Source organism: Streptomyces sp. NPDC046712, from assembly GCF_040645695.1.
Classification (GTDB): Bacteria; Actinomycetota; Actinomycetes; order Streptomycetales; family Streptomycetaceae; genus Streptomyces.
Window position 1 is genome coordinate 223,343 of sequence record NZ_JBEYYW010000004.1, and the last position, 23,623, is coordinate 246,965.

The window sequence follows — 23,623 nt, forward strand, 5'->3', positions numbered from 1 at the left end:
CGGCGGGCGTCAGCCGATGCCGCGGGTGTTGCCGCCGTCCGCGACCAGCACGCCGCCGGTGACGAAGGCGGCCTGTTCGCTGGCGAGGAAGGCCACCAGGGCGCCCAGGTCCTCGGCCCGGCCGATCCGGCCCAGCGGGATCCCGGCGGCGACCTCGGCCAGGCGCTCCTCGACCTCGTCTCCGTACTGCACGTCGAGGATCGGGGTGCGGTGGAAGCCGGGCGCCAGCACGTTCACGGTCACTCCGGCCGAGCCGAAGGCGTGGACCAGGCCCTTGGCGAAGCCGAGGACGCCGAGCCGGGCCACCGAGGAGAGGCCGCTGCCCGGGTGGGGCTGGCGTACCGACTCGGAGGTGATCATGACGATCCGGCCCCAGCCGGCGTGCCGGAGGTACGGGGCGGCGGCCAGCGAGATCGAGACATGGGGCAGCAGGTTGCCGTTCACCGCCTCCCGGTACTCGGCGACCTCGAAGTCCTCCACGGGACCGAAGGGCACCCCTCCCGAGTTCGTGACGACCACGTGCAGCGCGCCGAACTCCGTCGCGGTGCGGCGCACCCAGCCGGCGGCGGCGTCCTCGTCGGACAGGTCGACCACGGTGCTCAGCACCCGGCCCGTACCGCAGGCGTCCACCTCCTTGTGGGCGCGGGCCAGCCGCTCGGGGTCACGGCCGCAGATCGAGACGTCGGCGCCCTCCGTGGCCAGGACGCGGGCCACGGCGAGGCCGATTCCGCTGCTGGAGGCCGCGACCAGCGCGGCCCGTCCGGCGAGTCCCAGGTTCACGCGGCCTCACCCCGCGAGGGGGTCAGCGGGTAGCCGTAGCGGGTCAGCAGGGGTGCCGCCGCCGCCGTGGCCGCCGCGATGTCGGTGCCGGGCAGGGCCGTGCGCCAGCGCTCGTCGGGGCGGATCCGGGTGACGCCGCGGCGCAGCCGGTCCGGGTTGCCGGTGACGGTGTGGTTGGCGCCGAGCGGGATCCGGCCCTCGGTGTCGACCGGGGAGTCGTCGTCGAGGCCCGCGAAGCGCAGGACCTGGGTCGTCACCTCGCGCGGGTTGCGGGCCAGATCCTCGTGACGGACTCTCAGATAGCGCTCGCCGGCGGTCCGGCCGACCAGTTCGGAGGCGAGGTTGAAGGCGGTCCAGTACCCGCTGCTGCGGGCCGGGGACATGGGGTCGATGTAGTCCTTGGCGCTGCGGTAGGACAGCGCGGTGGCCCGCGGGTCCCGCACGATGTGCAGCACCCGTACGTCCAGGTCGGTGCGGCCGAGGAGGGCGGCCGCCTCCGCCGGGTACTTCGAGCCGTCGACGATCAGGCGGTCGCCGCCGAGGGCGGCCACCTGCCGGTAGACGGAGGCCGAGTGGTCGAGGAGCTCCTTCACTCCGGGGGCGGTGGGCCGCTCGCCGCGGGCCTCGGCGAGCCGGGCGGCGGTGTGCCGGGTGCGCAGCAGCGCCTGTTGGAGCATGGCCATCCGGTGTGCGGTGGTCTCGGCGGCCCCCTCGGGCAGCGCCGCGAGGACGCCGCCCCAGAGCGGGCACTCGCGCACCGGTCGCCCGCAGCCGCAGCTGGAGTTGGTGCCGGCGCCGAGGACGCCGTTGCGCCAGAGGTAGAACAGCTCGCCGACGTGCCGGACGCCGGGGAGCTCGTTGAGGACGTTGCCGAGCAGGGTGCTGCCGCTGCGCATCCATCCGGTGATGTAGAGGACGCGCGGGGAGGGGCCTGTCATGGTGGTGGGGTCCCTTCGTGGTGCCGAGGACGTGGTCGGACGCGGGCCGTTCGCGATCGGTCGCGGTCGGACGCGGGGCCGGACGCGATCGCTCGCGGTCGGACGCGGGTGCCGTCGCGATCGGTCGCGGTCGGGCGCGGGTCGGTCCTCGTCAGTCGCGGGTGAGCAGCAGGAAGTGCTGCGGCAGGTGGACGGCGAGACCGATCCGGCTGGTCGCCTCGATGGCGTCGGAGCCGTCCGGGCCCGCGCCGCGGCGCAGCGCCAGCGAGGCCACGCCCGGGACGAGCAGGGTGACGGCGGCCCGGAAGTCGCCGAGGAGGATCTGGCCGCGCGGAATCATGCGGGTGCGCGAGACGGTGATGCCGGCAGCGCCCAGCTGGCCCAGCACGCCGGCCCGGACCAACTCCCAGTACGTGAAGGGGTGGACGACGATTCCGTCGCAGGAACCGCCCGTCTCCTCGACCTCGGCGGCGGCCTCGGTGATGGCGGCGTACACGTCCTCGCCGAGCGTGCCGCGGCGGATCTCCGGAAGGTTCAGCAGGCCGCTGATCGCCTTGTCGGCGCTGCCGTGCAGCAGGGTCTCGTTCTCCACGACGGACAGCCGGACGAGCACGCGGTAGTCGACGAAGGAGGCGAGCAGCGCCGGCTGGTCGAGCAGACCGGCGGGCAGCGGGACGCGCACCGTCAGGTCGGTGAGCTCGGCCTGCTCCAGGCGCGGGGCGAAGGCGCCCTCGGGGGTGGCCTGGTACGAGGTGCCGGCGGCGGCCAGCCGGGCGGCCGGCGGCTCGTGCACGAAGGTGACCGGCGCGTCGGCCACCGACGCCGTCTTCAGCAGGTGACGGACGGCGTACCGCGGGCGGGTCGCGAACAGCGGGAAGACGGCGGGGAGATGGGCGCGGAAGGGCACCTCGTGGTCCTGGTCCGGGCCGGCGGCGCGCACCGACCAGGCGAACTCCTCACCCGGGCTGCGGGTGGCCAGGGCCGGGTCGGCGAGCTGTATCTGGACTCCCTGCTGCACTGCGGAATCGGCGGTGGCTGCCAGCATGACGTCTCCTCAGGTGTTCGGTGAAATGTTCGGTCGGCCATTCACATTAGGCAGCCGATGGCATTTCGAGGGAGAAAGTCGATGGCGTGTGTTTATGGCTGGAATAAGGGGTGGTAATTCCGGCCACGGACCCCGTTCTTGAGCGCTGCACACCCGTCACATGAAGATGTCACATCCGGTCCGTGACCGCATCCATGGCGCCGTCGAAACCGCCGACCCTAGGCTGAGCCGCAGACTTCACGGAACGTCCTTCGACGATGTGGGTGGGAGAATGCATCACGACTTGCAGATAAACAGGCTGAGGACTCTGGTGGCCGTCGTCGAGCTCGGCGGTTTCCGGAGGGCGGCGGAGTCACTGCACATCACCCAGCCCGCGGTCAGCCAGCAGATACGCCAGCTGAGCGGTCTCATCAGAAGCCCGGTCTTCGCCTCCACGGGCCGCAACCTGCGGCTCAGCCCGCGGGGCGAGGAGCTGCTGAGGTACGCCCGCCGGATGGTGGCGCTCAACGACGAGGCGGTCGACCGCTTCATCCCGCAGGCCGGCCACATCATGTTGTCGATCGGCGTGTCGAGCCAGCTCGCGGAGGTGCTCCCCGAGTTCCTCCGGCTGCTGAACCGGGGCATGCCGCAGGCCCAGCTGAGCGTACGGACCGGGGCGAGCGAGGAGCTGGCGGCCCAGCTGGCCGGCGGCCAGCTCGACGCGGCGCTGCTGCTCCAGGCAGATCCGCCCGGGTCCGGCACCGACAGCCGGGAGCTGGGCAGGATGCGCATGGCCTGGTTCGGGCGGCCGGCCCACGGCGAGCGGGGGGCGCTGCCCCTGGCGCTCTTCCCCGAGCCCTGCACGCTGCGGGGCCGGGTCCGCGAGGTCCTCGACGCGTCGGGAATCGAGTGGCGGGTCGCGTACGAGAGCAGCGAGCTGATCGGACTGCGGTCGGCGGCGAAGGCGGGTCTCGGAATGACCTGCCTGGTCGCCAACGGGGACGAGCTGTGGGGGCTGACACCCTCCGTACGTCCCGGGCTTCCGCCGCCGCCCGAGCCGGTGCCGGTGACGATGGCGCTGGCTCCGGGAGGCGTACCGGAAGGCTTCACCGCCATCGCGGAGAAGGCGTTCCGCCAGGCCCTCCGGGGTTATCCGCTCACCTCGGAGGCGACCTCCGACGCCACCGCGGACGCCGCCCCCGAAGCGGCCTCCGAACCGGCCCCGACCTCGGAGCCTCCCGGCTCCGCCGGCACTCCGGTGCTCGCGACCGCCGCCGCCTGACGGCCTCGTCACCGCCCATAAGCATTCGCCCTCGTTCCGATCAGATCATTCGTCGGAGCACTCCGGAATAGGGCCCCACTTCGGCACTACAGTAATTTCCGATTCACCACCTCCACGGAAGAATTGAGGAAATCGCCATGCAGGAAACCCTCATTGCCCCCGAGTGCCCCGAGTGCGACGCCGAGGTGTCGCTGGGAACGGACGCCCGGGTCAGCGAAATAGTCGAGTGCCCGGAATGCCGGCTGGAGCTGGAGATCGAATCCGTCGAGCCGCCGCAGCTGATCCTCGCCCCCGAGGTCGAGGAGGACTGGGGCGAGTAACGGGCCCGGCCATCCCGACGAGAAGACGAGAAGGAGATTTCCCTGATGAGCTCTGCGGCAGCGCGACTCGGTGTCCTCGCCTCCCGGGTCCGGTTCGAGGAGAAGAACATCCTGACCGCGCTGGAGAGGCGCGGCGTCGCCTGTGAACAGATCGACCCCCGCGCTCTGTCGGTCCGGGCCGGAACGCCCTGGGACGGCCCGCAGATCGTGCTCAACCGCGAAGTGGGTCACTACCGTGCCCTGTACGCGGCTTCCGCACTGGAGTCGGCGGGCGTGACGGTGCTCAACAGCGCCGCCGCCACGGCCGTCTGCGGGGACAAGTGGCAGACCTCGGCGGCCCTGGTCGCCCGGGGCCTGCCGACCCCGGAGACCACGCTCGCCCTGACCCCGGAAGCGGCCCTCAAGGCCCTGGAGGAGCTGGGCTACCCCGCGGTGATCAAGCCGCTGGTCGGGTCCTGGGGACGCCTCGTCACCCGGGTCACCGACCGGGCGATGGCCGAGGCCGTCCTGGAGCACCTCGCCGCCCTGCCCTCCCCGCAGTCGCACATCGTCTACGTCCAGCGCGAGGTCGCCAAGGCGGACCGGGACATCCGGGTCCTCGTCGTGGGCGGCCGGGCGGTCGGGGCCACGTACCGGCGGAGCGAGGACTGGCGGACGAACGTGGCCCGCGGCGCGGTCAGCGAACGCTGCCCGCTCGAAGCGGACCTCACCGAGCTCGCGGTCGCGGCGGCGGACACCGTCGGCGCTTGTGTGGCGGGGGTGGACCTCCTGGAGGAGCCGGGAGGCCGGCTCACCGTCCTGGAGGTCAACGACCGGGTCGAGTTCCGCGGCCTGCAGTCGACCTACGGAACCGACCTCGATGTGGCGGACACCATCGCCGCCCTCCTGACAGCAAAGGCAGAGTCATGATCCGCGCGGCAGTGCTGGGAGCGGCCGGCTACATCGGTGGGGAGCTGCTGCGGCTGCTCGTCAACCACCCCCAGGTCGATCTGGTGGCGGCGACCTCGCGCACCCTCCAGGGACGCCAGATCGACGGCGTCCACCCCAATCTGCGCGGTCGCACCAAGCTGACGTTCTCGTCCGAGGAGCAACTCCCCCGCGTCGACGTGCTGTTCCTGGCGACGCCGCACCGCGAGACGATGCTCCGGATGCCGGAGTTCCTCGGCAAGGCGAACGTCGTCATCGACCTCTCGGGCGACTTCCGGCTGAGCGACCCCGAGGTGTACGCGGACTACTACGGCACCCCGCACGAGGCGCCCGAGCTCATCGGCACCTTCGTCCAGGGCCTCCCGGAGCTCCACCGCGAGCGGCTGCGCACCGCGGACCGGATCTCCGTGCCCGGCTGCATGGCCGCCGCCGGCATCCTCTCCCTCGTCCCGCTGGCCGAGGCCGGGCTCATCACGGGCGATGTCACGGTGGACGCGAGGACGGGCTCCAGCGGCTCCGGCGCGAAGGCGGGCGCGGAGAACCTGCACGCCGAACGCAGCGGCGCCCTGCGGGTGTTCGCGCCCACCCGGCACCGGCACGAGGCGGAGATCGCCCAGGCCACCGGGCACACCGTGCGGATGTCGGCGACCGGTGTCGAGGCCGTCCGCGGCGTCCAGCTGCTCAGCCGGGCGATGCTCGCCGACGGCGTCGACGAGCGCGCCATCCGGTCCGCGTACCGGACCCGCTACGCCGACGAGCCGTTCATGCGGATCGTCGCCGCCCGGCGCGGGATGCACCGCTTCCCCGACGCCAAGATCCTCTCCGGCTCCAACTTCTGCGACGTCGGTTTCGCCCTGGACCGGGGCGCGGCCACCGTCACCGTGATCGCAGCGCTCGACAACCTCGTCAAGGGCGGCGCGGGCAACGCGGTGCAGTGCATGAACGTGCGCTTCGGCGAGCCCGAGGTGCGTGGTCTCGAGTTCACCGGCCTGCACCCCAACTGACCGTCAGGCACCTCCCGTCCCCGTCCCGTACCAGTCGAAAGGACCCAGGCATGAGCAGCCCGCCTCTGCTGCGGGGCGCCCCCGCCCGCACCGATCTCACCGGCACCGACATCTCGAGCCTCGACGCGCACGGCCCCGACGCGGCCGAGCTCGCCGGGATCACCGGCCGGATCAGGGAGCACATCGTCGCCATGTGCGCCGGCCCCGAGGGCGGCCACCTGGGCGGGTCGATGTCGCTCGTCGAGATCCTGTCCGTCCTGTACTTCCGGGTGATGCGGCACGACCCCCGCTTCCCCGGCCTGCCCGAGCGCGACGTCCTGCTGCTCAGCAAGGGACACGGCGGCATCGCCCTGTTCGCGACGCTCTGCGAGGCCGGCTACTTCCCGGCCGAGGCGCTCGACGAGTACGCCAGGCCCGGCAGCCATCTGATGGCCCATCCGCACCCGGAGATCGCCGGTGTGGAGATCGCCTCCGGCTCGCTCGGCCACGGTCTCGCCCTCGGGGTCGGCTACGCGCTGGCCAACCGCCTCGACGGCTCGGACCGCCGCTGCTTCGTGGTGATGGGCGACGGCGAGCTCCAGGAGGGCTCGGTCTGGGAGGCCGCCTCGGTGGCCTCCGCGCACGGGCTGAGCAGCCTGACCGCGATCGTGGACCGCAACGGGCTGCAGATCACCGGCGGGACCGAGACCGTCAACTCCCTGGAGCCGCTGGCCGATCGCTGGCGTGCCTTCGGCTGGCGCGTCCTGGAGGCCGACGGCCACGACGCCGAGGCGCTGACGAGTGCGCTGACGCTGCCGGCGGACCCGCAGCAGCCCACCGTGATCATCGCCCACACCGTCAAGGGCAAGGGCGTGCCGTTCATCGAGGGCCAGGCCAAGAGCCACTACGCGCGGCTGAGCGGCCGGCAGCACCAGCGGGCGCTCAACGCCGTGCGCGCCTCCTCCGGCACCCCGGCGGGCGGTGACCGTCGATGACCACGGCTCCCGCCCCCGCCCCGCCCCGCGCCGCCCGCGAGGTCTACCGCGACACCGTCGCCGAGCTGCTCCCCGGCGAGCCGCGGCTGGTCGTCCTGGACAGCGACACCGGACTGTTCGGCGGGGTGGACTTCGGTTCCGCCGCCGACCGCTACCTCAACCTCGGCATCGCCGAGCACACCCTGATGGGCACGGCCGCCGGCCTCGCCCGGGAGGGCCGTATCCCGCTGGTGAACACCATGGCGGCGTTCGCCTCCTCCCGCGCGGTGGAGGCGGTGAAGATCGACATCGCGATGGGCAACCTGCCGGTGCTGATCGCGGCCACCCACTCCGGGGTGTCGGCCGGGCATCTCGGCCCGACCCACCACGCCCTGGAGGACCTCGCGGTGATGCGGGCGCTGCCCCACATGACCGTGGTGGTCCCGGGCGACGCCGCCGGCACCGGGGAACTGCTGCGTCAGGCGCTCTCCCTGGGCGGCCCGGTGTACTTCCGCCTCGGCCGGGGCGCCACCCCCGACCTGCCCGCCGGTCCGCCGCTGCGGCTCGGCAAGGCCCAGCAGCTGCGGCACGGTACGGACATCACCCTGGCCACCTGCGGTCCCTACCCCACGCTCGCCGCCCTGGAAGCGGCCGACCTGCTGGAGTCCGAGGGCATCACCGCGAACGTGCTCCACCTGCACACCGTCAAGCCGCTCGACACCCCGGCGCTGCTGAGCTCGCTCGGCGTACGCGACACGGTGATCACCGTGGAGGAGCACTGGAGCTCCGGCGGCTTCGGCTCCGCGGTCGCCGAGGCGCTCAGCGCCGTGCGCCCGGTGCGGGTGCACCGGATGGCTCTGCCGGACGAGTTCGTCCCGGTCGCCGGAAGCCAGCGCTATCTGCTCGAACGGGGCGGGGTGAGCGCGCGGGCGATCGCCGACCGCGCCCGTACCTCTCTCGAATCACGCCGTGGAGGCACCCGGTGACCACCGCCGACACCTACCGCGCCGCCGGCTGGTGGCGGAACGAGACCGTCCTGCACGATCTGCGCCGCTGGGCCCGTGAGCAGCCGGAGAAGCCCGCCCTGGTCTGCTACCAGGGGGACGCCTTCCAGTCCCTGAGCTACGCCGAGCTGGCCCGCCGGGTCGACCGGCTCGCGGTCGGACTGCTCCGGCTCGGGGTCCGCCGCGGCGACGTGGTGACCTTGCAGCTGCCCAACTCCTGGGAGCTGGTGGCGCTCTGTCTGGCCGCCGCCCGGGTCGGCGCGATCGCGGGCCCGGTGGTTCCGGTGATGCGCCGCCGCGAGGTGGAGTTCATGACCCGGCTCACCGCGAGCCCGGTCTACATCGGCGCCGCCGAGCTGCGCGGCTTCTCCTACGCGGAGATGAGCGCGGAGATCGCCGAGGCCGTCCCGACCCTGCGCCACCGGGTGCTGCTCGGCGCCGGGGCCGGCGACACCGCCGCCGGTGCCCTGGACTTCGTACGCGATCTGTACGAGCCGGAGCCGGACCCGGAGCTGCTCGCCACCCTCGACACGATCGAGGCCGGCCCCGACGACGCCGCCCAGATCATGTTCACCTCCGGGACCACCGGCGAGCCCAAGGGTGTGCTGCACAGCCACAACACCCTGTACTCGATGAACAAGGCGCAGGCCGACGTGCTCGGGCTGACCGGTGCCGAGGTCACCGCGATGGGGTCGCCGACCACCCATCAGGCCGGTTTCACCTGGAACTTCGTGATGCCGCTGCTGCTCGGCGCCACCGCCGTACAGGTGGACCGCTGGGATCCGAAGCAGATGCTGCGGACGCTCCAGGAGCAGCGGGTGACCTTCTTCATGGGCGCCCCCACCTTCCTCTCCGACCTGATCCACGCCCAGCGCGAGACGCCCCACGACCTGTCGGCGCTCCGGAGCTTCGCCACCGGCAGCGCGCCGATAGCGCCGCTGCTCGTGGAGGACGCGGACGAGGTGCTCGGCTGCCGGGTGTACGCGCTGTGGGGCATGACGGAGAACGGCTGCGTCACCGTCACCCGCCCCGAGCAGCCGCCGCTGCGCGCCGCCGAGAGCGACGGCACCACCGTGCCCGGCATGGAGGTCCGGATCGTCGGCAAGGACGGCGAGCCGGTGGCGCCGGGCGACCCCGGACTGCTCCAGGTGCGCGGGTCCGCCCAGTGCCTGGGCTACTTCCGGCGCCAGGAGGTGTACGACGCCTGCGTCACCGCCGACGGCTGGTTCGACACCGGCGATCTCGCCCGGGACGACGGCCACGGCGGGATACGGATCACGGGCCGGGTCAAGGACGTGATCATGCGCGGCGCCGAGAACATCCCGGTCGTGGAGGTCGAGGCGGCCCTGCTGCGCCACCCCGTGGTCAGGGACGTGGCCGTGGTCGGCTACCCGGACCAGCGGCTCGGCGAGCGCGCCTGCGCGTTCCTCGTCACCAGCGGTGCCCCCGCCCCCGACCTGGAGGGCGTGCGCAGCCACCTCGCCGGGCTCGGCATGGCGCGTACGTACTGGCCCGAGCGCCTGGAACTGGTGCCGGCGCTGCCGAGGACCCCCTCCGGAAAGATCCAGAAATTCGCTCTGCGGGACCGACTCCGGGCCCAGGAAGGACGCACGGCCTCATGAACTACGCCTTCACCGCCCAGCAGGACGAACTGGCCAAGCGGATAGAGGAGTTCGCCGCCGAGAAGATCGCCCCGCACCGCCAGGAGAACGACCGCCGCGGCGCGTACCGCCCGGGTCTCGTCGAGGACATGGCCGCGGCCGGCCTGTTCGCGCTGCGGGTGCCCGAGCAGTACGGCGGGCAGGGTCTGGACGCGGTCAGCGCGGGCATCGCGCTCGAGAAGCTGGCGGCGGCCGATCTGTCCGTGTGCTTCCCGGTGCTCAACGCCGCGCTCATCGGCGGTGTCCTCGCCGCCAACGGCAGCCCGGAGCAGCTGGAGCGCTGGCTGCCGCCGATCGCGCGCGGCGAGGCGGTGGTGGCGCTCGCGCTGACCGAGGCCGGCCACGGTACGGACGCGGCGGGCATCGAGATGCGCGCCGAGCCCGACGGCGACGGCTGGCTGCTCTCCGGCGAGAAGACCTCGATCATGGTCACCGCCTACGCCACCCACGCCCTGGTCTTCGCCCGGACGGGCGGCGAGGGCGCGCACGGCATCAGCGCGTTCTACACCCGGCTGGACGGCGACCGGGTCCGCAAGGAGCGGCTGACCGACCTCGGCTGCCGCTCCGGCGGACGCGGCCGGATCGTCTTCGACGGCCTGCGGGTCGGGCCCGAGGACCTGGTCGGGACGCCCGGCGGGGGCTTCGGCGCGGTGATGCGCGGCTTCGGGGTCTCCCGGGCGTACATCGCGCTGATGGCCATCGCCGTCGGGGACGCCGCCCTCGCCGAGGCGTACTCGCACGCGTCCGGGCGCGTCGCCTTCGGGCAGCCGATCAGCCGGTTCCAGTCGGTGGTGTTCCCGCTCGTCGAGCACACGACGCTGCTGCACGCGGCCCGGCTGGTCAGCTTCGAGGCGCTGTGGAAGGCGGACCGGGGCGAGGATCCCCGTATCCCGTCGAACATGGCGAAGTGGTGGGCGCCGAAGGCGGCCGTGGAGGCGGTGCACCAGGCGCTGCTGACCATGGGTCACCAGGGGTGGAGCGAGGACGGTCCGGTCGCCCAGCGGCTGCGTGACGTCATCGGTCTCCAGCTCGCGGACGGCACCGCGGCGGCCACCAAGCTGACCGTGGCGCGGATGCTGCTCGGCAAGGAGTACGCGCCGTGACCGCCCCGGTCGCGGAGAGTCCGGCCGGTGCGTTACGGCCGGCGGACGCCGTACGGTCCGTGGCCGCGCTGCTGTCAGCGGGCGCCGGCCGGGGTGCGCAGCCCCTGACGGTAGGTCTGCATCTTGGAGCGCGTGCCGCAGACGGCCATGGAGCACCAGCGGCCGCTGCGGTTGCGGGCCCGGTCGTAGAAGGCCCACTCGCAGCGGTGCTCGTGACAGGCCTTCAGGCGCTGCCAGGAGCCGTCGCCGGCCGCCTCGACGACGATCGCCAGAATCTGGCCGATCATGCCCCGGGTGCCGGTGCCGCCTGGGCGCAGGCCGGGGACGCCGTCCTCGTCGAAGGCCAGGACCAACGGGCAGTCGGCGGCGACGCGTTCGACGACGGCGCGGGCCGCCGGGTCGGCGTCGGCGCCGTTGTTCTCCCGCATGAGGGCGCGCAGCGCCTCCCGGACCTCGACCGCCTCCCTGCGGTCGGGCTCGGAGGGGGCGAGGGGCCCCGCGGGGAAGCCCTGCCGCTCCATCCAGCGCGTCAGCCCCGCGACGGACGTGAACTCGTCCGGCCCGAACTCGACATTGACGCTGTTGACGAAGGACTGCACCAGAGCGAGCCGGCCGGGGGCCACCTCACGGTCGCCGGGCTGCCGCACGCGCTTGGGTTCCGTCATCCCCCAGACCCTACCGGCCAACCAGCTTCGCCGGTATCCCCCGCTCCCTCTCCCCGTGACACCCCCCTGAAAGGAATCTCATGACCAGCTCCACCAGCACGGCCGGCACCGCCCGGCCGCCGCTCGGGCTGCTGTGCGCCGCACAGTTCATGCTCGTCCTCGACTTCGCCATCGTGAACGTCGCCCTGGGCGCCATGCAGCGTGACCTCGGGTTCACCGCCAGTGGACTGCAGTGGGTCGTCGGCGCCTACGCGCTCTTCTACGGCGGCTTCCTGCTGCTCGGCGGCCGCGCCGGTGACGTCTTCGGCCGCAAGCGCATGTTCGTGACCGGTCTCGCGGTCTTCACGATCGCCTCGCTCGTCGGCGGCATCGCCAACGAGCCGTGGATCCTCGTCCTCGCCCGCGCGGTCCAGGGCCTGTCGGCCGCGGCCGTCTCCCCCGCGGTCCTCGCGATGATCGCCGGCGGGTTCCCCGAGGGTCCCGAGCGCGTGAAGGCGATGGGCGTCTTCGGCGCGGTCTCCTCGGCCGGCTTCACCGGCGGTGTGGTCGCCGGCGGTCTGCTCACCGAGTTCCTCACCTGGCGTGCCGTGATGCTCGTCAACGTCCCGGTCGGCATCCTGCTCGTGGCGCTGGCCGCCCGCCGGCTCGTCGCGGACCACAAGGTCGCCGGCTCCGCCCGTCTCGACCTGCCGGGCGCGATCCTGGTCACCTCGGCGATGTGCGCCCTCACCTACGGTCTGACCGAGGCCTCCGACGAGGGCTGGGGCGCCACGAGCGTCCTCGTCTCGCTGGGCGGCGGCGCCGCCCTGCTGATCGCCTTCCTGATCGTCCAGACCCGGGTCTCCGGGCCGCTCGTGCCGCTGTCGATCTTCCGTAACCGCGCGCTCTCGGCGGGCAACGGGATCGCGTTCCTCTCCGGTGGCGTGATGTCGGTGTCGACCTTCTTCATCACCATGTACATGCAGCAGGTGCTCGGTTACTCCGCGCTCCGGGCGAGCATGGGCTTCTTCCCGCAGGCCTTCGTGGTCTTCCTGGCGAGCCTCCCGGTCGTCAAGCTCACCCACAAGCTCGGCGCCCGCAACGTGCTGATCGCCGGCGGTGCGCTGCTGGCCCTCGGCGCGGGGCTGCTCGCGCAGGTCACGGCGGAGAGCTCCTACTGGCTCGGCGTGCTGCCGGGCGGTGTGCTGATCGGCCTCGGCGTGACCGTCATGATGATCTCCACCGCCATCGCGGGCACCAGCGGTGTCAGCGGACCGCAGATGGGTCTGGCCTCCGGTCTGTTCAACTCCAGCCGTCAGCTCGGTGTCGGCATCGGCCTCGCGGTGGGCGTCGCCCTCGCCGGCGTCGTCCACGGCGCCAAGGTCGCGACCATTCCGGTCAGCGGCTTCCAGGGGGCGTTCTGGTTCACGACCGGCCTGTCCCTGGCCATCGTCGTGGTCTCGGTCCTCGGCCTGCGGCGCACCGCCGTGGCCTCGGCCGCGCCCGCCGCCGCGGCCCCCTCCGGCGGCGAGAAGAAGGCCACGGTCGGCGCCACCGGCGCACCGGCCACGGCGAAGTAGGTCCCAGCTGTTGATTCCGGCGGCCGGCCCCGTGGTGACGGGGCCGGCCGCCGCATCGTAAGACCGCGTCGTAAGAGAGGAGCAGAGGATGACTCACATACTCGTGGCGGGCGGTGGCATCGGCGGACTCGCCGCGGCTCTGGCCCAGGCCCGGGCCGGGCACCGGGCGACGGTCCTCGAGGGCCGGCCCGAGTTCTCGGAGATCGGTGCCGGAATCCAGCTGGCGCCCAACGCCTTCCACGCGCTCTCCGTCCTGGGGGTGCGCGACCGGGTGGCCGAGCGGGCCGACTTCATCGACGAACTGCGCTTCCTGGACGGCACCTCGGGGCAGCGGGTCGCCGCCATGGAGCTGACCGGCACGTACCGCACCAGGTTCGGCGGCCCGTACGCCGTGGTCCACCGCGGCGATCTGCACCGGGCGCTGCTCGACGGCTGCCGCGCGGCCGGTGTGGAGCTGCTCGCCGGACACCGGGTGACCGGCTACCGGCAGACCGGTGACCGGGTGACTGCGCTCACCTCGGCCGGGGATCGGTTCTCGGCGGACGTGCTGCTCGGTGCCGACGGACTGCGTTCGGCGGTGCGGGCCCAGCTCGTCGGCGACGGCGGTCCGCGGATCTCGGGGCACACCATCTACCGTTCGGTGATCCCGATGGCGGAGGTGCCCGAGGAGCTGCGGTCGAAGGCCGTGACCCTGTGGGCGGGCCCGGGCTGGCACTTCGTGCACTATCCGATCGGTGGCGGCGCGTTCCTCAATCTCGCGGCCACCCGCGACGACGGTGCCCGCGAGGAGATCACCGGGGCCCCCGCGAGCCGTTCCCATGTCATGGGCGAGTTCCCCGGGCTCTGCGAGGAGGCACGACGTCTGCTCGAGCTCGGCCGGGACTGGAAGATCTGGGTGCTCTGCGACCGCGATCCGGTCGACGGGTGGGTGGACGGCCGGGTGGCCCTGCTCGGGGACGCCGCGCATCCGATGCTCCAGTACGCCGCCCAGGGTGCCTGCATGGCCCTGGAGGACGCGGTGGTCCTGGGCGGGCTGCTCGGTGCCCGCGCGTCGGTGGACGCGCCGCGGTGGCTGGTGGAGTACAACACGCTGCGGCGGGGCCGTACCGCCCGCACCACCCTGACCGCGCGCGAGATGGGCGAACGGCTCTACCACGCGGCCGGGGCGGACGTGCCGGCCCGCAACGCGATGCTGGCGGGCCTCTCCCCCGCCGGGCTGCGCGACGCCGTGGCGTGGCTGCACGGCTCCACGTCGTTCACGGAGTCCCGAGAGCCTGCTCTGGCGCTTGCCGAGGCGGCATGACACGCGGCTCCTCCCGCGTACCGGACGACGACCGCCACCCCGCGTCGAGCGAGGGGTGGCGGTCGTTCTCGTGTGCGCGCACCCCGGCGTAGCGACCGGTGAGTTCCGCCCCTATCCGCGCCAACTCGATCTGTACGGAGGCCGGTTCGAGCACCTCGATCAGGGCGCCCCAGCCGGCCAGGTTGCGGGCGAGGTCCAGCGGGGTCGGCGCGGCGAGACGGACCCGGGCGCGCCCGTCGGCCGCCTCGCCCTCGGGGTGGCAGTGGCGTCCGAACCGGTCGCACAGGACGTTCACGTACCGCGTCTCGACGAGCACGGTCGCCCAGGTCCGCGAGCGCTTCTTCTCCACGTCGCCGACGACCTGCTGCCAGGCCGTGGCGAGGGTGAAGTCGTCGGGGCGCTCGGCGGTTTCGCCGGTCTGCTCCGCGGCGGAGATCCGGTCCACGCGGAAGGTGCGCTGCCCCCGCTCGGTCCCGGCGACGAGGTACCAGATGTCGTCCTTGTCGACCAGGCCCCACGGGTCGACGACCCGTTCGGTCCGCTCCCGGGCGCCGTTGGTGTACGTCAGGCGGACCTTGCGCCGGCGGACGACGGCGGCCTGCAGCCGCTCCACCAGCTCGGGCCGGTCGCGGTCGCGGTCTCCCCACGGTGTGGGGTCGACCATCGTGGCGTCGGCGGCCGCCTCGGCATCGGCCCGGAAGGTCTGCGGCAGCGCCCGCAGCAGCTTGTTCAGCGCCGCCTTGGCGTCTCCCGAGGCCGCCGCGGCCGGGCCGACGAGCAGGAAGAGCGCCTGGGCCTCGTTGGCCGACAGACCGCTGAGGTCGGTACGCGCCCCGCCGACGAGCGACCAGCCGCCGCCACGCCCGGGCTGCGGGTAGACGGGGATGCCGGCGGCGGACATGGCCTCCAGGTCGCGGCGGGCGGTGGCGACGGACACGTCGAGCTCTTTCGCCAGCTCGGCGGCGGTCACCCGGCCCCTGCGCTGCATGAGCAGCAGGGCGGAAACGAGTCGGTCAGCGCGCATGTTCCCAGCTTCTCTCGTAAAGTGCTCAGTTGGTGAGCGCTTTAGGTCGGAGGATGGTTACGGATACGGAACGAAGGAAGGAACCACCCATGCTGCGAGGACTTGCCACCGTCAACTTCTTTGCCGACGACGTGGAAGCAGCCAAGACGTGGTACGCGGAACTGCTGGGCGTCGAGCCGTACTTCGAGCGCCCGGGCGACGGCGAGCCCGCCGCCTACTACGAGTTCAGGATCGGTGACCATCAGACCGAACTCGGGCTCATCGACCGGCGCTACGCCCCGCCCGGCCTGCCCGACGTCCCCGGCGGCGCGATCGGCCACTGGCACGTCGACGACGTGGAGGGCACCCTCGCCCGGCTGCTCGCGATGGGCGCCACGCTGTACACGCCGCTGACCGAGTACGGTCCCGGCTTCGTCACCGCGTCCGTCACCGACCCCTTCGGCAACGTCCTGGGCATCATGTACAACGAGCACTACCTGGAGATGCTCGGCGCCTGACGCGCGCCCGACGACCTCGGCGCCCGCACCGCACGTACGACGGTGGCCCCCACGCGGGACGTGGGGGCCACCGGTGTGTGCCGGCCGGTCGGGCCCGGTGAGGGCGCCGGTACGGGCTCGGTCGGGGCGCGGTCAGGCAGCGGTCGCGGCGGTACGGGCCACCAGCTCGGCCATCTTCTCGACCGTCGGCTCGTCGAAGAGGTCGACCAGCTCCAGCTCCACCCCGTGCTCCTCACGGACCAGCTCGGTCAGCCGGGCCGCCCGCAGCGAGTCGCCGCCGAGGTCGAAGAAGTTGTCGAGCACGCCGACCCCGTCCAGCTCCAGGACCTTCGTCCACAGCCCGTGCAGCGACTCCTCGAGGGCACCGGACGGCGCCTGGTACGCGGTGTCGACGTCCGGGCGGGAGCGCGGCGGCTCGGGCAGCGCCGCGCGGTCGATCTTGCCGTTGACGCTGGTGGGCAGTCCGCCGATGACGAAGGCCGCGGGGACCATGAAGGACGGCAGCCGCTGGGCGAGTCCGCGGCGGATGTCCCGTACGGACGGCGTCGCGCCGGTGTCGGGCTCGATGTACGCGGTCAGCTGCACATCGCCCTGGCCGTCCTGCCGGGCCAGGACCGCGGCCTGCTGGACGCCGGGGAGAGTGGTCAGGACGACCTCGATCTCGCCGAGGTGGACGCGGTTGCCGCGCACCTTGACCTGGTTGTCGGTGCGGCCGACGATCTCGATGCTGCCGTCCGGCCAGTACCGGGCGAGGTCTCCCGTGCGGTACATGATCGGGTGGCGGGCCGGGTCGATCGGGTTGGTGATCCACTTCTCGGCGGTGGCCTCCGGGCGGCCCAGGTAGCCGGCCGAGAGGCTGACGCCGGCGATGCAGAGTTCGCCGACCAGGCCCGGCGGCAGCGGGCGGAGGTCCTCGTCGAGGACGTAGATGGTGACGTTGGTGGTGGGCCGGCCGATCGGCGGCAGCCTGCGGGCCCGCCCCTCCTCGCCGAGCCGCTCGCCCATCTCCGTGATGTCGCAGCTCGCGACGACGGTCGCCTCGGCGGAGCCGTACAGGTTGATGAGGCGGAACGGCAGGCCGGCCGGCGGCCAGGACTGGATGCGCTCGCCGCAGACCCGGATGTTCTCCAGCGGGGTGTCCTCGGGCCACTCCAGCCGCCACAGGCGCTCGGCCATCGGCTTCATCAGCAGGGTGGTGGTGATGCCCTCGCGCAGGAACCACTCCTGGAGGCGGTACTCGGAGGCGACCACGGAGACGTCCGGGATGTGCACGGTGCCGCCGACGGCGAGCACCGGGAAGCACTCGACCTCGATCATTCCGTAGCCGGGGGCCGCCAGCCAGGTGCCCTGGGACGCGCTGGACATGCCGCACAGCTCGCTCATGCTGTGGATCAGGTTGCGGGCGGCGCCGAAGCGGACCATGACGGCCTTGGGGGCGCCGGTGGAGCCGGAGGTGTAGCAGATGTGGATGAGGTCGTCCGCGCCGACGGGCTCGCTGACCTCGGTGACCGGCTCGGTCCGCCAGTCGTCGGTGTCGAGCGCCAGGACCGGGGCGAGGCCCTCGACCTTCGACTCGTGGGCGGCCAGGGTCAGTACGGCGGCGGCCGAGGCGTCCTCGATCATGTAGCGGATGCGCTCCGCCGGGAAGTCGCTGTCGAGCAGGATCGCCGCACAGGCCAGCTTGAAGCAGGCCAGCTGGGCGATCAGGCTCTCCGCGCTGCGCGGGAAGCAGACGCCGACCCGTGCGCCGGGCTTCACGCCGCGGGCGGTGAGCCGGTGGGCGAGCTGGTTGGCCTGCTCGTCGAGCTCGCGGTACGTCAGCCGGGCGCCGGGCAGGATCACGGCCAGGGCATCGGGGGTGCGCCGGGCGTGCTCGGCGACCCGCTCGTGGAAGAAGGGCTGCGGGACCGGGCCCGCGGTGTCGTTCCATTCGACCAGGGTGCGGTGGGTCTCCTCCTCGGTGAGCAGCGCGATGTCGTGCACGGTGCCCTCGGGCGCTGCGGCCAGGGCGGCGAGCACGCGCTCCAGGTGGCGGGCGTACTGCTCGGCGGCCTGGGCGTCGAACTCGGCGCTGTCCAGGCTGAGTTCGAAGGTGCCGTCGGCCGGGGAGACGGCCAGGGTCAGGGCGGCGAGCGCCTCGCCCGCAGGGTGGCCGACGGTGGTCACGGCCGCGTGTGCCGGGCGGCCGGCGGGGGCCTCGGCGCCGTCCGCGGTACGGGACCGGGCGGCGGCCTCCAGGAGCTGCGCGGAGGTGGTGTCGCCGGCCACCCGTATCGCGGCGGACTCGACGGAGTCCGGGTGTCGTTGGCGTCCGACGAGGAGTTCCGTCTCTCCCGTGTAGCGGTGGACGAGCGCGGCCAGCGCGGCGGTCGCGTACTCCTCGGGGCGGGCCGCGGCGGGCGCGGGAACGGTGAGGGTGTGCCGGTGCGGCGCGGCGGTCCGCGCACCGTCGAGAACGCGGGCCAGGGGCAGGGTCGAACTCGTGTTGACTGCCACGGTGTTGATTCCTCTCGGGATGTTCACGAAGTCGGAAGGCGTGGGGGGCGCGGGCGGGCCCGGGGCAGGGCCGGGAGGGGGCCGGGCGGGACACCGCGCGCGGAGGGGGTGCGCGCGGCGGTGGGGGGTCCCGGTCGGTGGGGCTCCGGCGGGTGGGGGCTCCCGCGGTGGGGCGGTGGGGGCCGGGGTCAGGCCGCCTCGGTCCGTGCCGCGCGGCGGGCGGTGACCGCGGAGGCGAGTTCCTCGATCATGTGGGCGGTCTGCGACCAGTCCACACAGGCGTCCGTGACGCTCTGCCCGTAGGTGAGCAGGTCGGTACGGCCGATCTTGAGGTCCTGCCGGCCGGCGGCCAGGAAGCTCTCGATCATGACTCCGGCGACTCCCTCCTCACCGGCCGCGATACGCCGGGCGATGTCGCCGGTGACCAGGGGCTGGCGCTCGTGGTCCTTGTTGCTGTTGCCGTGGCTGGCGTCGACGACGAGCCGCTGCGGCAGCCCGGCGGCGGCCAGCTGCGCCAGTACGTCGGCGACCGGCTCGGCCCCGTAGTTGGGGCCCGCGCTGCCGCCGCGCAGCACCACATGGCCGTCGGGGTTGCCCTCGGTGCTGACCACGACGGCCCTGCCGTCGTCGCCGATGCCGGGGTACACGTGCGGGTGCGAGGCGGAGACGATGGCGTCCACCGCGTCCTCGACGCTGCCGCCGGTGGCGTTCTTGAAGCCGATCGGCATGCCGAGGCCGCTGGTGACCTGGCGGTGGACCTGGCTCTGGACCGTACGGGCTCCGATGCAGCCCCAGGAGACCGCGTCGGCGAGGTAGTGCGGTACCAGCGGGTCGAGGAACTCGCAGGCGACCGGCAGGCCGTTGCCCGCGATCTGGGCCATCAGGCCGCGCGCCAGACGCAGCCCGCTGGGCAGGTCCTGCGAGCCGTCCAGGCGCGGGTCGCTGAGCAGGCCCTTCCAGCCGACCCGGGTGCGGGGCTTCTCGACGTACACCCGCATCACCACGAGGAGCCGGTCCCGGAACTCGGCACCGAGCGCGGAGAGCCGCTCGGCGTAGGTGAGGGCGGCGTCCGGGTCGTGCACGGAGCAGGGGCCCGCGATGACGAGCAGGCGGTCGTCCTGGCCGGAGAGCACCCGGGCGATCTCCCGGCGGGCTCTCTGGGTGGTCTTGCGGGCGAGCGGCGGTAGCGGGATCTCCTCACGGAGCTCGGCGGGCGTGGGCAGCCGGGCGGCGGCCGGGGCCGCGACGAAGGTGCCGGCGGGGGCGGTGGCGGACGTGTGGACGAGGCTCATGTGCGGATGTCCCTTCCTGGGGCGGAGGTGGCGAGCTGATGGTGGGGCGGGAGCGGTCAGATCCCGTCGGCGGTGAGGACCGCGGCGGAGAAGGTGAAGCCCATGCCGGTGCCGATGACGAGGACGCGGTCCCCGGGGCTCAGCAGGTCGTTCCTCAGCAGGTGGTCGAGGCCGTACAGCTGGTCGCAGGGGCCGAGGTGACCGATGGTCAGGCCGAGCTCGTGCAGCGAGTTGCGGGGGGCGATGTCCAGGTGCCGTACGAAGCTCTCGCGGTGCAGGGTCCGGCCGACGAAGGGGGTCACCAGCCAGTCGATGCCGTCCGGCGCCACATCCGCCTCGTCGAGGGCGCGGCCGACGACGCTCCGGGTCCGCTCGACCGACCGGGTCTGCACGTCGCGCAGTGACACCTCGCCGGTGGCGAGGAACTCGCGGGTCCTGCGGCGCATGTCCGGCTGCTCCGCGGCGGGCGCGGTGCGGAAGGGCTCGGCGCCGCGGGACAGACCCTCCAGAACGGTGTCGGTCTCGCTGACCAGGGAGCGCAGGCGCAGCCGGCCGGTGTCGCGGGTGACCACCGCGGCCGCGGCGCCGTCGCCGAAGACCATGCCGGGCGAGGTGTACCAGCGGTTCGCGGGCTCCGCGAAGCGGTCCGCGAGGGTGATCAGGGCGGAGGGCACGTCGGGTCGGGCGATCAGGGTGGAGGCGGCGAGGTCGAGCGAGGCGAGCGAACCGTTGGACCAGGCGGCGACGGTCATCGGCATGCTGTTGAGGGTGGGGCCGAGCAGCTCGCGGGCGATCCAGCAGGCGGCCGGCCACATGTCGATGCCCTGGAAGTGGCCGTGGCTGTGCAGGACGAGGGAGTCGGGGTCGATCCGCGCGCCCTTCTCGCCGGCCTCCTTGATCGCCTGGCGGCCCGCGGTGACCGCCATCTCCGGCGGCGCCTCGGCCGAGCGGGAGTAGCTGATCATGCCGGTGCTGGCGGCGGCGTCGGCCGAGTAGGAGCCGTCGGCCACCGCCTCGTCCACCGGCACGGAGTCACCGAGGGTGCCTCCGGTGCCGGCGATCCAGATGTTGTCGAAGCGCATCGGACAGTTCCTTTCTGGGTGGACGCGGGGGGCGGGGCCGGCGGGGTCGAGGCGGTGCGGGCCCGGACTTCTGTTACCGGTTACGACGTTATGCAGGTATCGCAGTGGGGACAACGGCCCCCCGATAAAGCTCCGTTACCTCTCCGAGCAGCCCGGAGAGGACCTCGGCGAGCAGCTCCCCGCCGCGCCGGGTCAGCACCGAGGCGGGGTGGAACTGCACCGAGGCGAACCCCGGACCGCGCAGGGCGTGCACCTCACCCGTCTCCTCGCGGAACACCCGGACCTGCCCGGGCCGGGCCGCGCAGTCGATCAGGTCCCCCTCCGCGTGCGCGGCGAAGGTGTTGTAGAAGCCGACGGGTTCGGTGCGGCCGAAGCACTCGATGTGCCTCTGGAGCCCCTGCGTGGGCATGGGGTGCCGTACGAGCGGGAGGCCGAGCAGGGTGCTCAGCACCTGGTGGCCGAGGCAGACGGAGAGGAACGGGATGCCCCGGTCGAGGAGTTCGGCGGTCACCTGCCGCATCCGCGCGATCTTGGGGTCGGCCGTGTCCCGCGGATCGCCGGGCCCCGGCCCGACGATCACGAGATCGTGCGCGTCGAGCGCGAACTCCTCGTCGTGGCGCTTCACCACGATCCGCAGCCCCTGGGCCTCCAGCAGATGGCGGGCCATCGCCGTGAAGGTGTCCTCGGCGTCGATCACGAGGACCCGCCTACCGGCGAGGCCGTGCACCGGGCGGCTGCGTTCGGCGGGCGGCCGGAACCAGAAGTCCGCCAGCGGCTCGTTGCGGGCGGCCAGGGCCCGGAGCACCTCCGGGTGGGCCGCGAGGGCGGCCGCCGCCCGGGCCTGTCCGGCCGGGGCGCCCGCCGGCGAGCGCAGCGCCTCGATGAGCCCGGCCGCCTTGGCGCGGGTCTCCGCGGCCTCGCCCGCCGGGTCGGAGTCGCGTACGAGGGTCGCGCCCACCGGGATGCGGACCTGTCCGGCCGCGTCGATCTCCGCCGTACGGATGAGGATGGCCGAGTCCATGCTGCGGGCGCCGTGCTCGTCGCGGCCGATGAGCGCGGCGACCCCCGCGTAGTAGCCGCGTCCCTCGGGCTCGTGACGGCTGATCACCTCGCAGGCGCTCTCCAGCGGGCCGCCGGTGACCGTGGGCGCGAAGAGCGTCTCCCGCAGGATGTCCCGCACGTCCAGGGAGCTGTGGCCCTCGATGTGGTACTCGGTGTGGGCGAGCCGGGCCATCTGCTTGAGGGCGGGCCCGGTGACCCGGCCGCCCAGGTCGCAGACCCGGCCCATCATCTTGAGCTCCTCGTCGAGCACCATGTACAGCTCGTTGGCCTCCTTGGGGTCGGCGAGGAAGTCGAGCAGTCCGGCCAGATCGGGGCCGTCCGCCGGATAGCGGTAGGTGCCGCTGATCGGGTTCATCACGACCTGGCCCGCGTCCAGGCTGATGTGGCGCTCCGGGGATGCCCCCACGAAGGTGCGGCCCCCGGTGTGGACGACGAAGGTCCAGTAGCCGCCGGGGTCGCGGCCGGCGAGCCGGCGGAAGAACGACAGCGCGGTCCGGGCCGACCAGTCGTCGATCCGCGCGGTGAAGGAGCGCTTGATGACGAAGTTGGCCCCGGCGCCCCGCCCTATCTCCTCGGTGAGCACCCGGCGCACCCGGGCCGCGTACTCCTCGTCGTCGGCGTCGAAGCACCCCTCGTCCATGGCGATCGGCAGGTCGGGCAGCGCGTCGAGCACCTCGTCGAGCGGCAGCACCGCCTGGTCCTCGACCTCCATCGTCAGGAGCGGCGCCCCGTCGTCGGGGCAGGCGAAGCCGCGCTCGCGGATCTGCCGGTACGGCAGCAGCGCCAGGACCTCGTGCCGGGCACCGCCGCCCGCGGGCGCGGGCGGCAGCGGGATGTCGGCGATCAGCTCCCGCTCGGCGGTCCGGCCGACGATCAGGTCGATCCGGTCGGGCCCGGTGGCGCCGGGCCGGTGCAGCAGGGCGAACGGCGGCGGATCCGCGCCGAGCACCCGGTCGAGCAGCGGGTGGGGGTGTGGCCGGCGGCTCATCGCGCACCTCCGTCCAGTGCGGCGAGGACCGCGCGGGTGGAGACGGTGACCGAGCAGCGGGAGGAGACGTACTCCAGCGTCTCGCGGTGCCGTTCGGCCGAGAAGTCGGCTACGGCGTCGCCCACGACGAAGGTCTGGATGTCGTGGGAGAAGCCCTCGTGGGCGGTCATCAGGATGCCGACGTGCGCGTACACCCCGCAGATCACCAGCTGGTCGCGGCCGGTGTCGCGCAGCAGGGCGAGCAGATCGGTACGGCAGAAGGCGCTGGGCCGCCACTTGGTGAACACCCGGTCGCCGGGGGCCGGCGCGATCCGCTCCGGGATGGCCCGGTGGTCCGGATCGGCGCTCATCCCGGCGCCCCAGAAGTCCTTGAGCAGTCCGCGCTGTTGCTCCGTCATCCCGCCGGGCTGGGCGGTGTAGACGACCGGCGCGCCGACCGCGGCGAAGGCTCCGCGCAGCGCCTCGGTGTGGTCCATCAGATCGGTCAGCGGCTGGCGGCCCTCGTCCGGGCCGCCGTGACCGAAGGGGCTCAGGAAGTAGTTCTGCAGATCGTGGACGAGCAGGACCGCGCGGTCGGGATCGACCGTCCAGGGCGCGGTGTTGCGCGGCAGCTCGTCCTCGGCCGGCATGGGATAGGAGTCGATCAGAGGAATCGCCAT

Annotated in this window: 21 protein-coding genes; 11 read left to right on the plus strand and 10 right to left on the minus strand. The window is 73.1% G+C overall.

Translation table 11 applies throughout. From position 1 onward, the window contains the following. Positions 1 to 9: 9 nt before the first annotated feature. The 3 genes from ABZ939_RS07600 to ABZ939_RS07610 form a co-directional block, all read right to left on the minus strand. Entirely contained in the window at positions 10 to 780 is a 771-nt protein-coding gene (locus ABZ939_RS07600) for an SDR family oxidoreductase (RefSeq protein WP_361850370.1), read from the minus strand. Continuing rightward, positions 777 to 1,718 (minus strand): sulfotransferase, encoded by a 942-nt coding sequence (locus ABZ939_RS07605; RefSeq protein ID WP_361850372.1) that lies wholly within the window; start codon positions 1,716 to 1,718, stop codon positions 777 to 779. The genes ABZ939_RS07600 and ABZ939_RS07605 overlap by 4 nt, the downstream gene beginning before the upstream one ends. 151 nt (positions 1,719 to 1,869) lie before the next feature. Further along, complete coding sequence (locus ABZ939_RS07610) at positions 1,870 to 2,763, minus strand: family 3 encapsulin nanocompartment shell protein (RefSeq protein ID WP_361850374.1); 894 nt, start codon at positions 2,761 to 2,763, stop codon at positions 1,870 to 1,872. A gap of 283 nt (positions 2,764 to 3,046) precedes the next feature. Here ABZ939_RS07610 and ABZ939_RS07615 point away from each other — a divergent pair, with 283 nt between their 5' ends. The 8 genes from ABZ939_RS07615 (at position 3,047) to ABZ939_RS07650 (ending at position 10,996) form a co-directional block, all read left to right on the plus strand. After that, positions 3,047 to 4,024 carry a LysR substrate-binding domain-containing protein gene (locus ABZ939_RS07615; RefSeq protein WP_361850376.1) on the plus strand — a complete coding sequence of 326 codons (978 nt, stop codon included), beginning with the start codon at positions 3,047 to 3,049 and terminating at the stop codon, positions 4,022 to 4,024. 137 nt (positions 4,025 to 4,161) lie between these two features. Beyond that, complete coding sequence (locus tag ABZ939_RS07620; RefSeq protein ID WP_355108004.1) at positions 4,162 to 4,344, plus strand: lysine biosynthesis protein LysW; 183 nt, start codon at positions 4,162 to 4,164, stop codon at positions 4,342 to 4,344. 45 nt (positions 4,345 to 4,389) lie between these two features. After that, positions 4,390 to 5,253 carry a RimK family alpha-L-glutamate ligase gene (locus ABZ939_RS07625; RefSeq protein ID WP_361850378.1) on the plus strand — a complete coding sequence of 288 codons (864 nt, stop codon included), beginning with the start codon at positions 4,390 to 4,392 and terminating at the stop codon, positions 5,251 to 5,253. After that, positions 5,250 to 6,275, plus strand: a complete 1,026-nt coding sequence (gene argC / locus ABZ939_RS07630) for an N-acetyl-gamma-glutamyl-phosphate reductase (protein ID WP_361850380.1) — start codon at positions 5,250 to 5,252, stop codon at positions 6,273 to 6,275. Before ABZ939_RS07625 ends, argC begins: the two co-directional genes overlap by 4 nt. Positions 6,276 to 6,325: 50 nt before the next feature. Further along, complete coding sequence (locus ABZ939_RS07635; RefSeq protein ID WP_361850382.1) at positions 6,326 to 7,249, plus strand: transketolase; 924 nt, start codon at positions 6,326 to 6,328, stop codon at positions 7,247 to 7,249. Then, positions 7,246 to 8,214 (plus strand): transketolase C-terminal domain-containing protein, encoded by a 969-nt coding sequence (locus ABZ939_RS07640; RefSeq protein WP_361850384.1) that lies wholly within the window; start codon positions 7,246 to 7,248, stop codon positions 8,212 to 8,214. Before ABZ939_RS07635 ends, ABZ939_RS07640 begins: the two co-directional genes overlap by 4 nt. Beyond that, the gene (locus ABZ939_RS07645) at positions 8,211 to 9,854 is read left to right on the plus strand and encodes an AMP-binding protein (RefSeq protein ID WP_361850386.1); all 1,644 of its coding nucleotides are present in this window, start codon (positions 8,211 to 8,213) and stop codon (positions 9,852 to 9,854) included. The genes ABZ939_RS07640 and ABZ939_RS07645 overlap by 4 nt, the downstream gene beginning before the upstream one ends. Next, positions 9,851 to 10,996 (plus strand): acyl-CoA dehydrogenase family protein, encoded by a 1,146-nt coding sequence (locus ABZ939_RS07650; protein ID WP_361850388.1) that lies wholly within the window; start codon positions 9,851 to 9,853, stop codon positions 10,994 to 10,996. The genes ABZ939_RS07645 and ABZ939_RS07650 overlap by 4 nt, the downstream gene beginning before the upstream one ends. A gap of 74 nt (positions 10,997 to 11,070) precedes the next feature. On the opposite strand, the gene ABZ939_RS07655 is transcribed toward ABZ939_RS07650, so the two are convergent. Continuing rightward, positions 11,071 to 11,661 carry a CGNR zinc finger domain-containing protein gene (locus ABZ939_RS07655; RefSeq protein WP_361850390.1) on the minus strand — a complete coding sequence of 197 codons (591 nt, stop codon included), beginning with the start codon at positions 11,659 to 11,661 and terminating at the stop codon, positions 11,071 to 11,073. Positions 11,662 to 11,741: 80 nt separating this feature from the next. Here ABZ939_RS07655 and ABZ939_RS07660 point away from each other — a divergent pair, with 80 nt between their 5' ends. Together ABZ939_RS07660 and ABZ939_RS07665 are read left to right on the plus strand one after the other, a co-directional pair. Continuing rightward, positions 11,742 to 13,220: an MFS transporter gene (locus ABZ939_RS07660; RefSeq protein WP_361850392.1), complete on the plus strand. Its 1,479-nt coding sequence runs from the start codon at positions 11,742 to 11,744 to the stop codon at positions 13,218 to 13,220. 88 nt (positions 13,221 to 13,308) lie between these two features. After that, entirely contained in the window at positions 13,309 to 14,523 is a 1,215-nt protein-coding gene (locus ABZ939_RS07665) for an FAD-dependent monooxygenase (protein WP_361850394.1), read from the plus strand. On the opposite strand, the gene ABZ939_RS07670 is transcribed toward ABZ939_RS07665, so the two are convergent. Next, positions 14,477 to 15,547, minus strand: a complete 1,071-nt coding sequence (locus tag ABZ939_RS07670) for a YafY family protein (RefSeq protein ID WP_361850396.1) — start codon at positions 15,545 to 15,547, stop codon at positions 14,477 to 14,479. The two genes, ABZ939_RS07665 and ABZ939_RS07670, sit on opposite strands and share 47 nt — an antisense overlap. An 89-nt stretch (positions 15,548 to 15,636) precedes the next feature. Here ABZ939_RS07670 and ABZ939_RS07675 point away from each other — a divergent pair, with 89 nt between their 5' ends. Continuing rightward, positions 15,637 to 16,044 carry a VOC family protein gene (locus ABZ939_RS07675; protein ID WP_361850398.1) on the plus strand — a complete coding sequence of 136 codons (408 nt, stop codon included), beginning with the start codon at positions 15,637 to 15,639 and terminating at the stop codon, positions 16,042 to 16,044. Between the two features lie 132 nt (positions 16,045 to 16,176). On the opposite strand, the gene ABZ939_RS07680 is transcribed toward ABZ939_RS07675, so the two are convergent. The 5 genes from ABZ939_RS07680 to ABZ939_RS07700 all read right to left on the minus strand — a co-directional run bounded on the left by ABZ939_RS07680 (position 16,177) and on the right by ABZ939_RS07700 (position 23,623). After that, positions 16,177 to 18,540, minus strand: coding sequence for an amino acid adenylation domain-containing protein (locus tag ABZ939_RS07680; protein WP_361850400.1), 2,364 nt, complete (start codon positions 18,538 to 18,540; stop codon positions 16,177 to 16,179). A gap of 188 nt (positions 18,541 to 18,728) precedes the next feature. Further along, entirely contained in the window at positions 18,729 to 19,832 is a 1,104-nt protein-coding gene (locus ABZ939_RS07685; RefSeq protein WP_361850402.1) for a 3-deoxy-7-phosphoheptulonate synthase, read from the minus strand. A gap of 56 nt (positions 19,833 to 19,888) precedes the next feature. Next, complete coding sequence (locus tag ABZ939_RS07690) at positions 19,889 to 20,914, minus strand: ketoacyl-ACP synthase III family protein (protein ID WP_361850404.1); 1,026 nt, start codon at positions 20,912 to 20,914, stop codon at positions 19,889 to 19,891. 88 nt (positions 20,915 to 21,002) lie between these two features. Continuing rightward, positions 21,003 to 22,964 carry an anthranilate synthase family protein gene (locus ABZ939_RS07695; RefSeq protein ID WP_361850406.1) on the minus strand — a complete coding sequence of 654 codons (1,962 nt, stop codon included), beginning with the start codon at positions 22,962 to 22,964 and terminating at the stop codon, positions 21,003 to 21,005. Then, positions 22,961 to 23,623 carry an isochorismatase family protein gene (locus ABZ939_RS07700; protein ID WP_361850408.1) on the minus strand — a complete coding sequence of 221 codons (663 nt, stop codon included), beginning with the start codon at positions 23,621 to 23,623 and terminating at the stop codon, positions 22,961 to 22,963. The genes ABZ939_RS07695 and ABZ939_RS07700 overlap by 4 nt, the downstream gene beginning before the upstream one ends.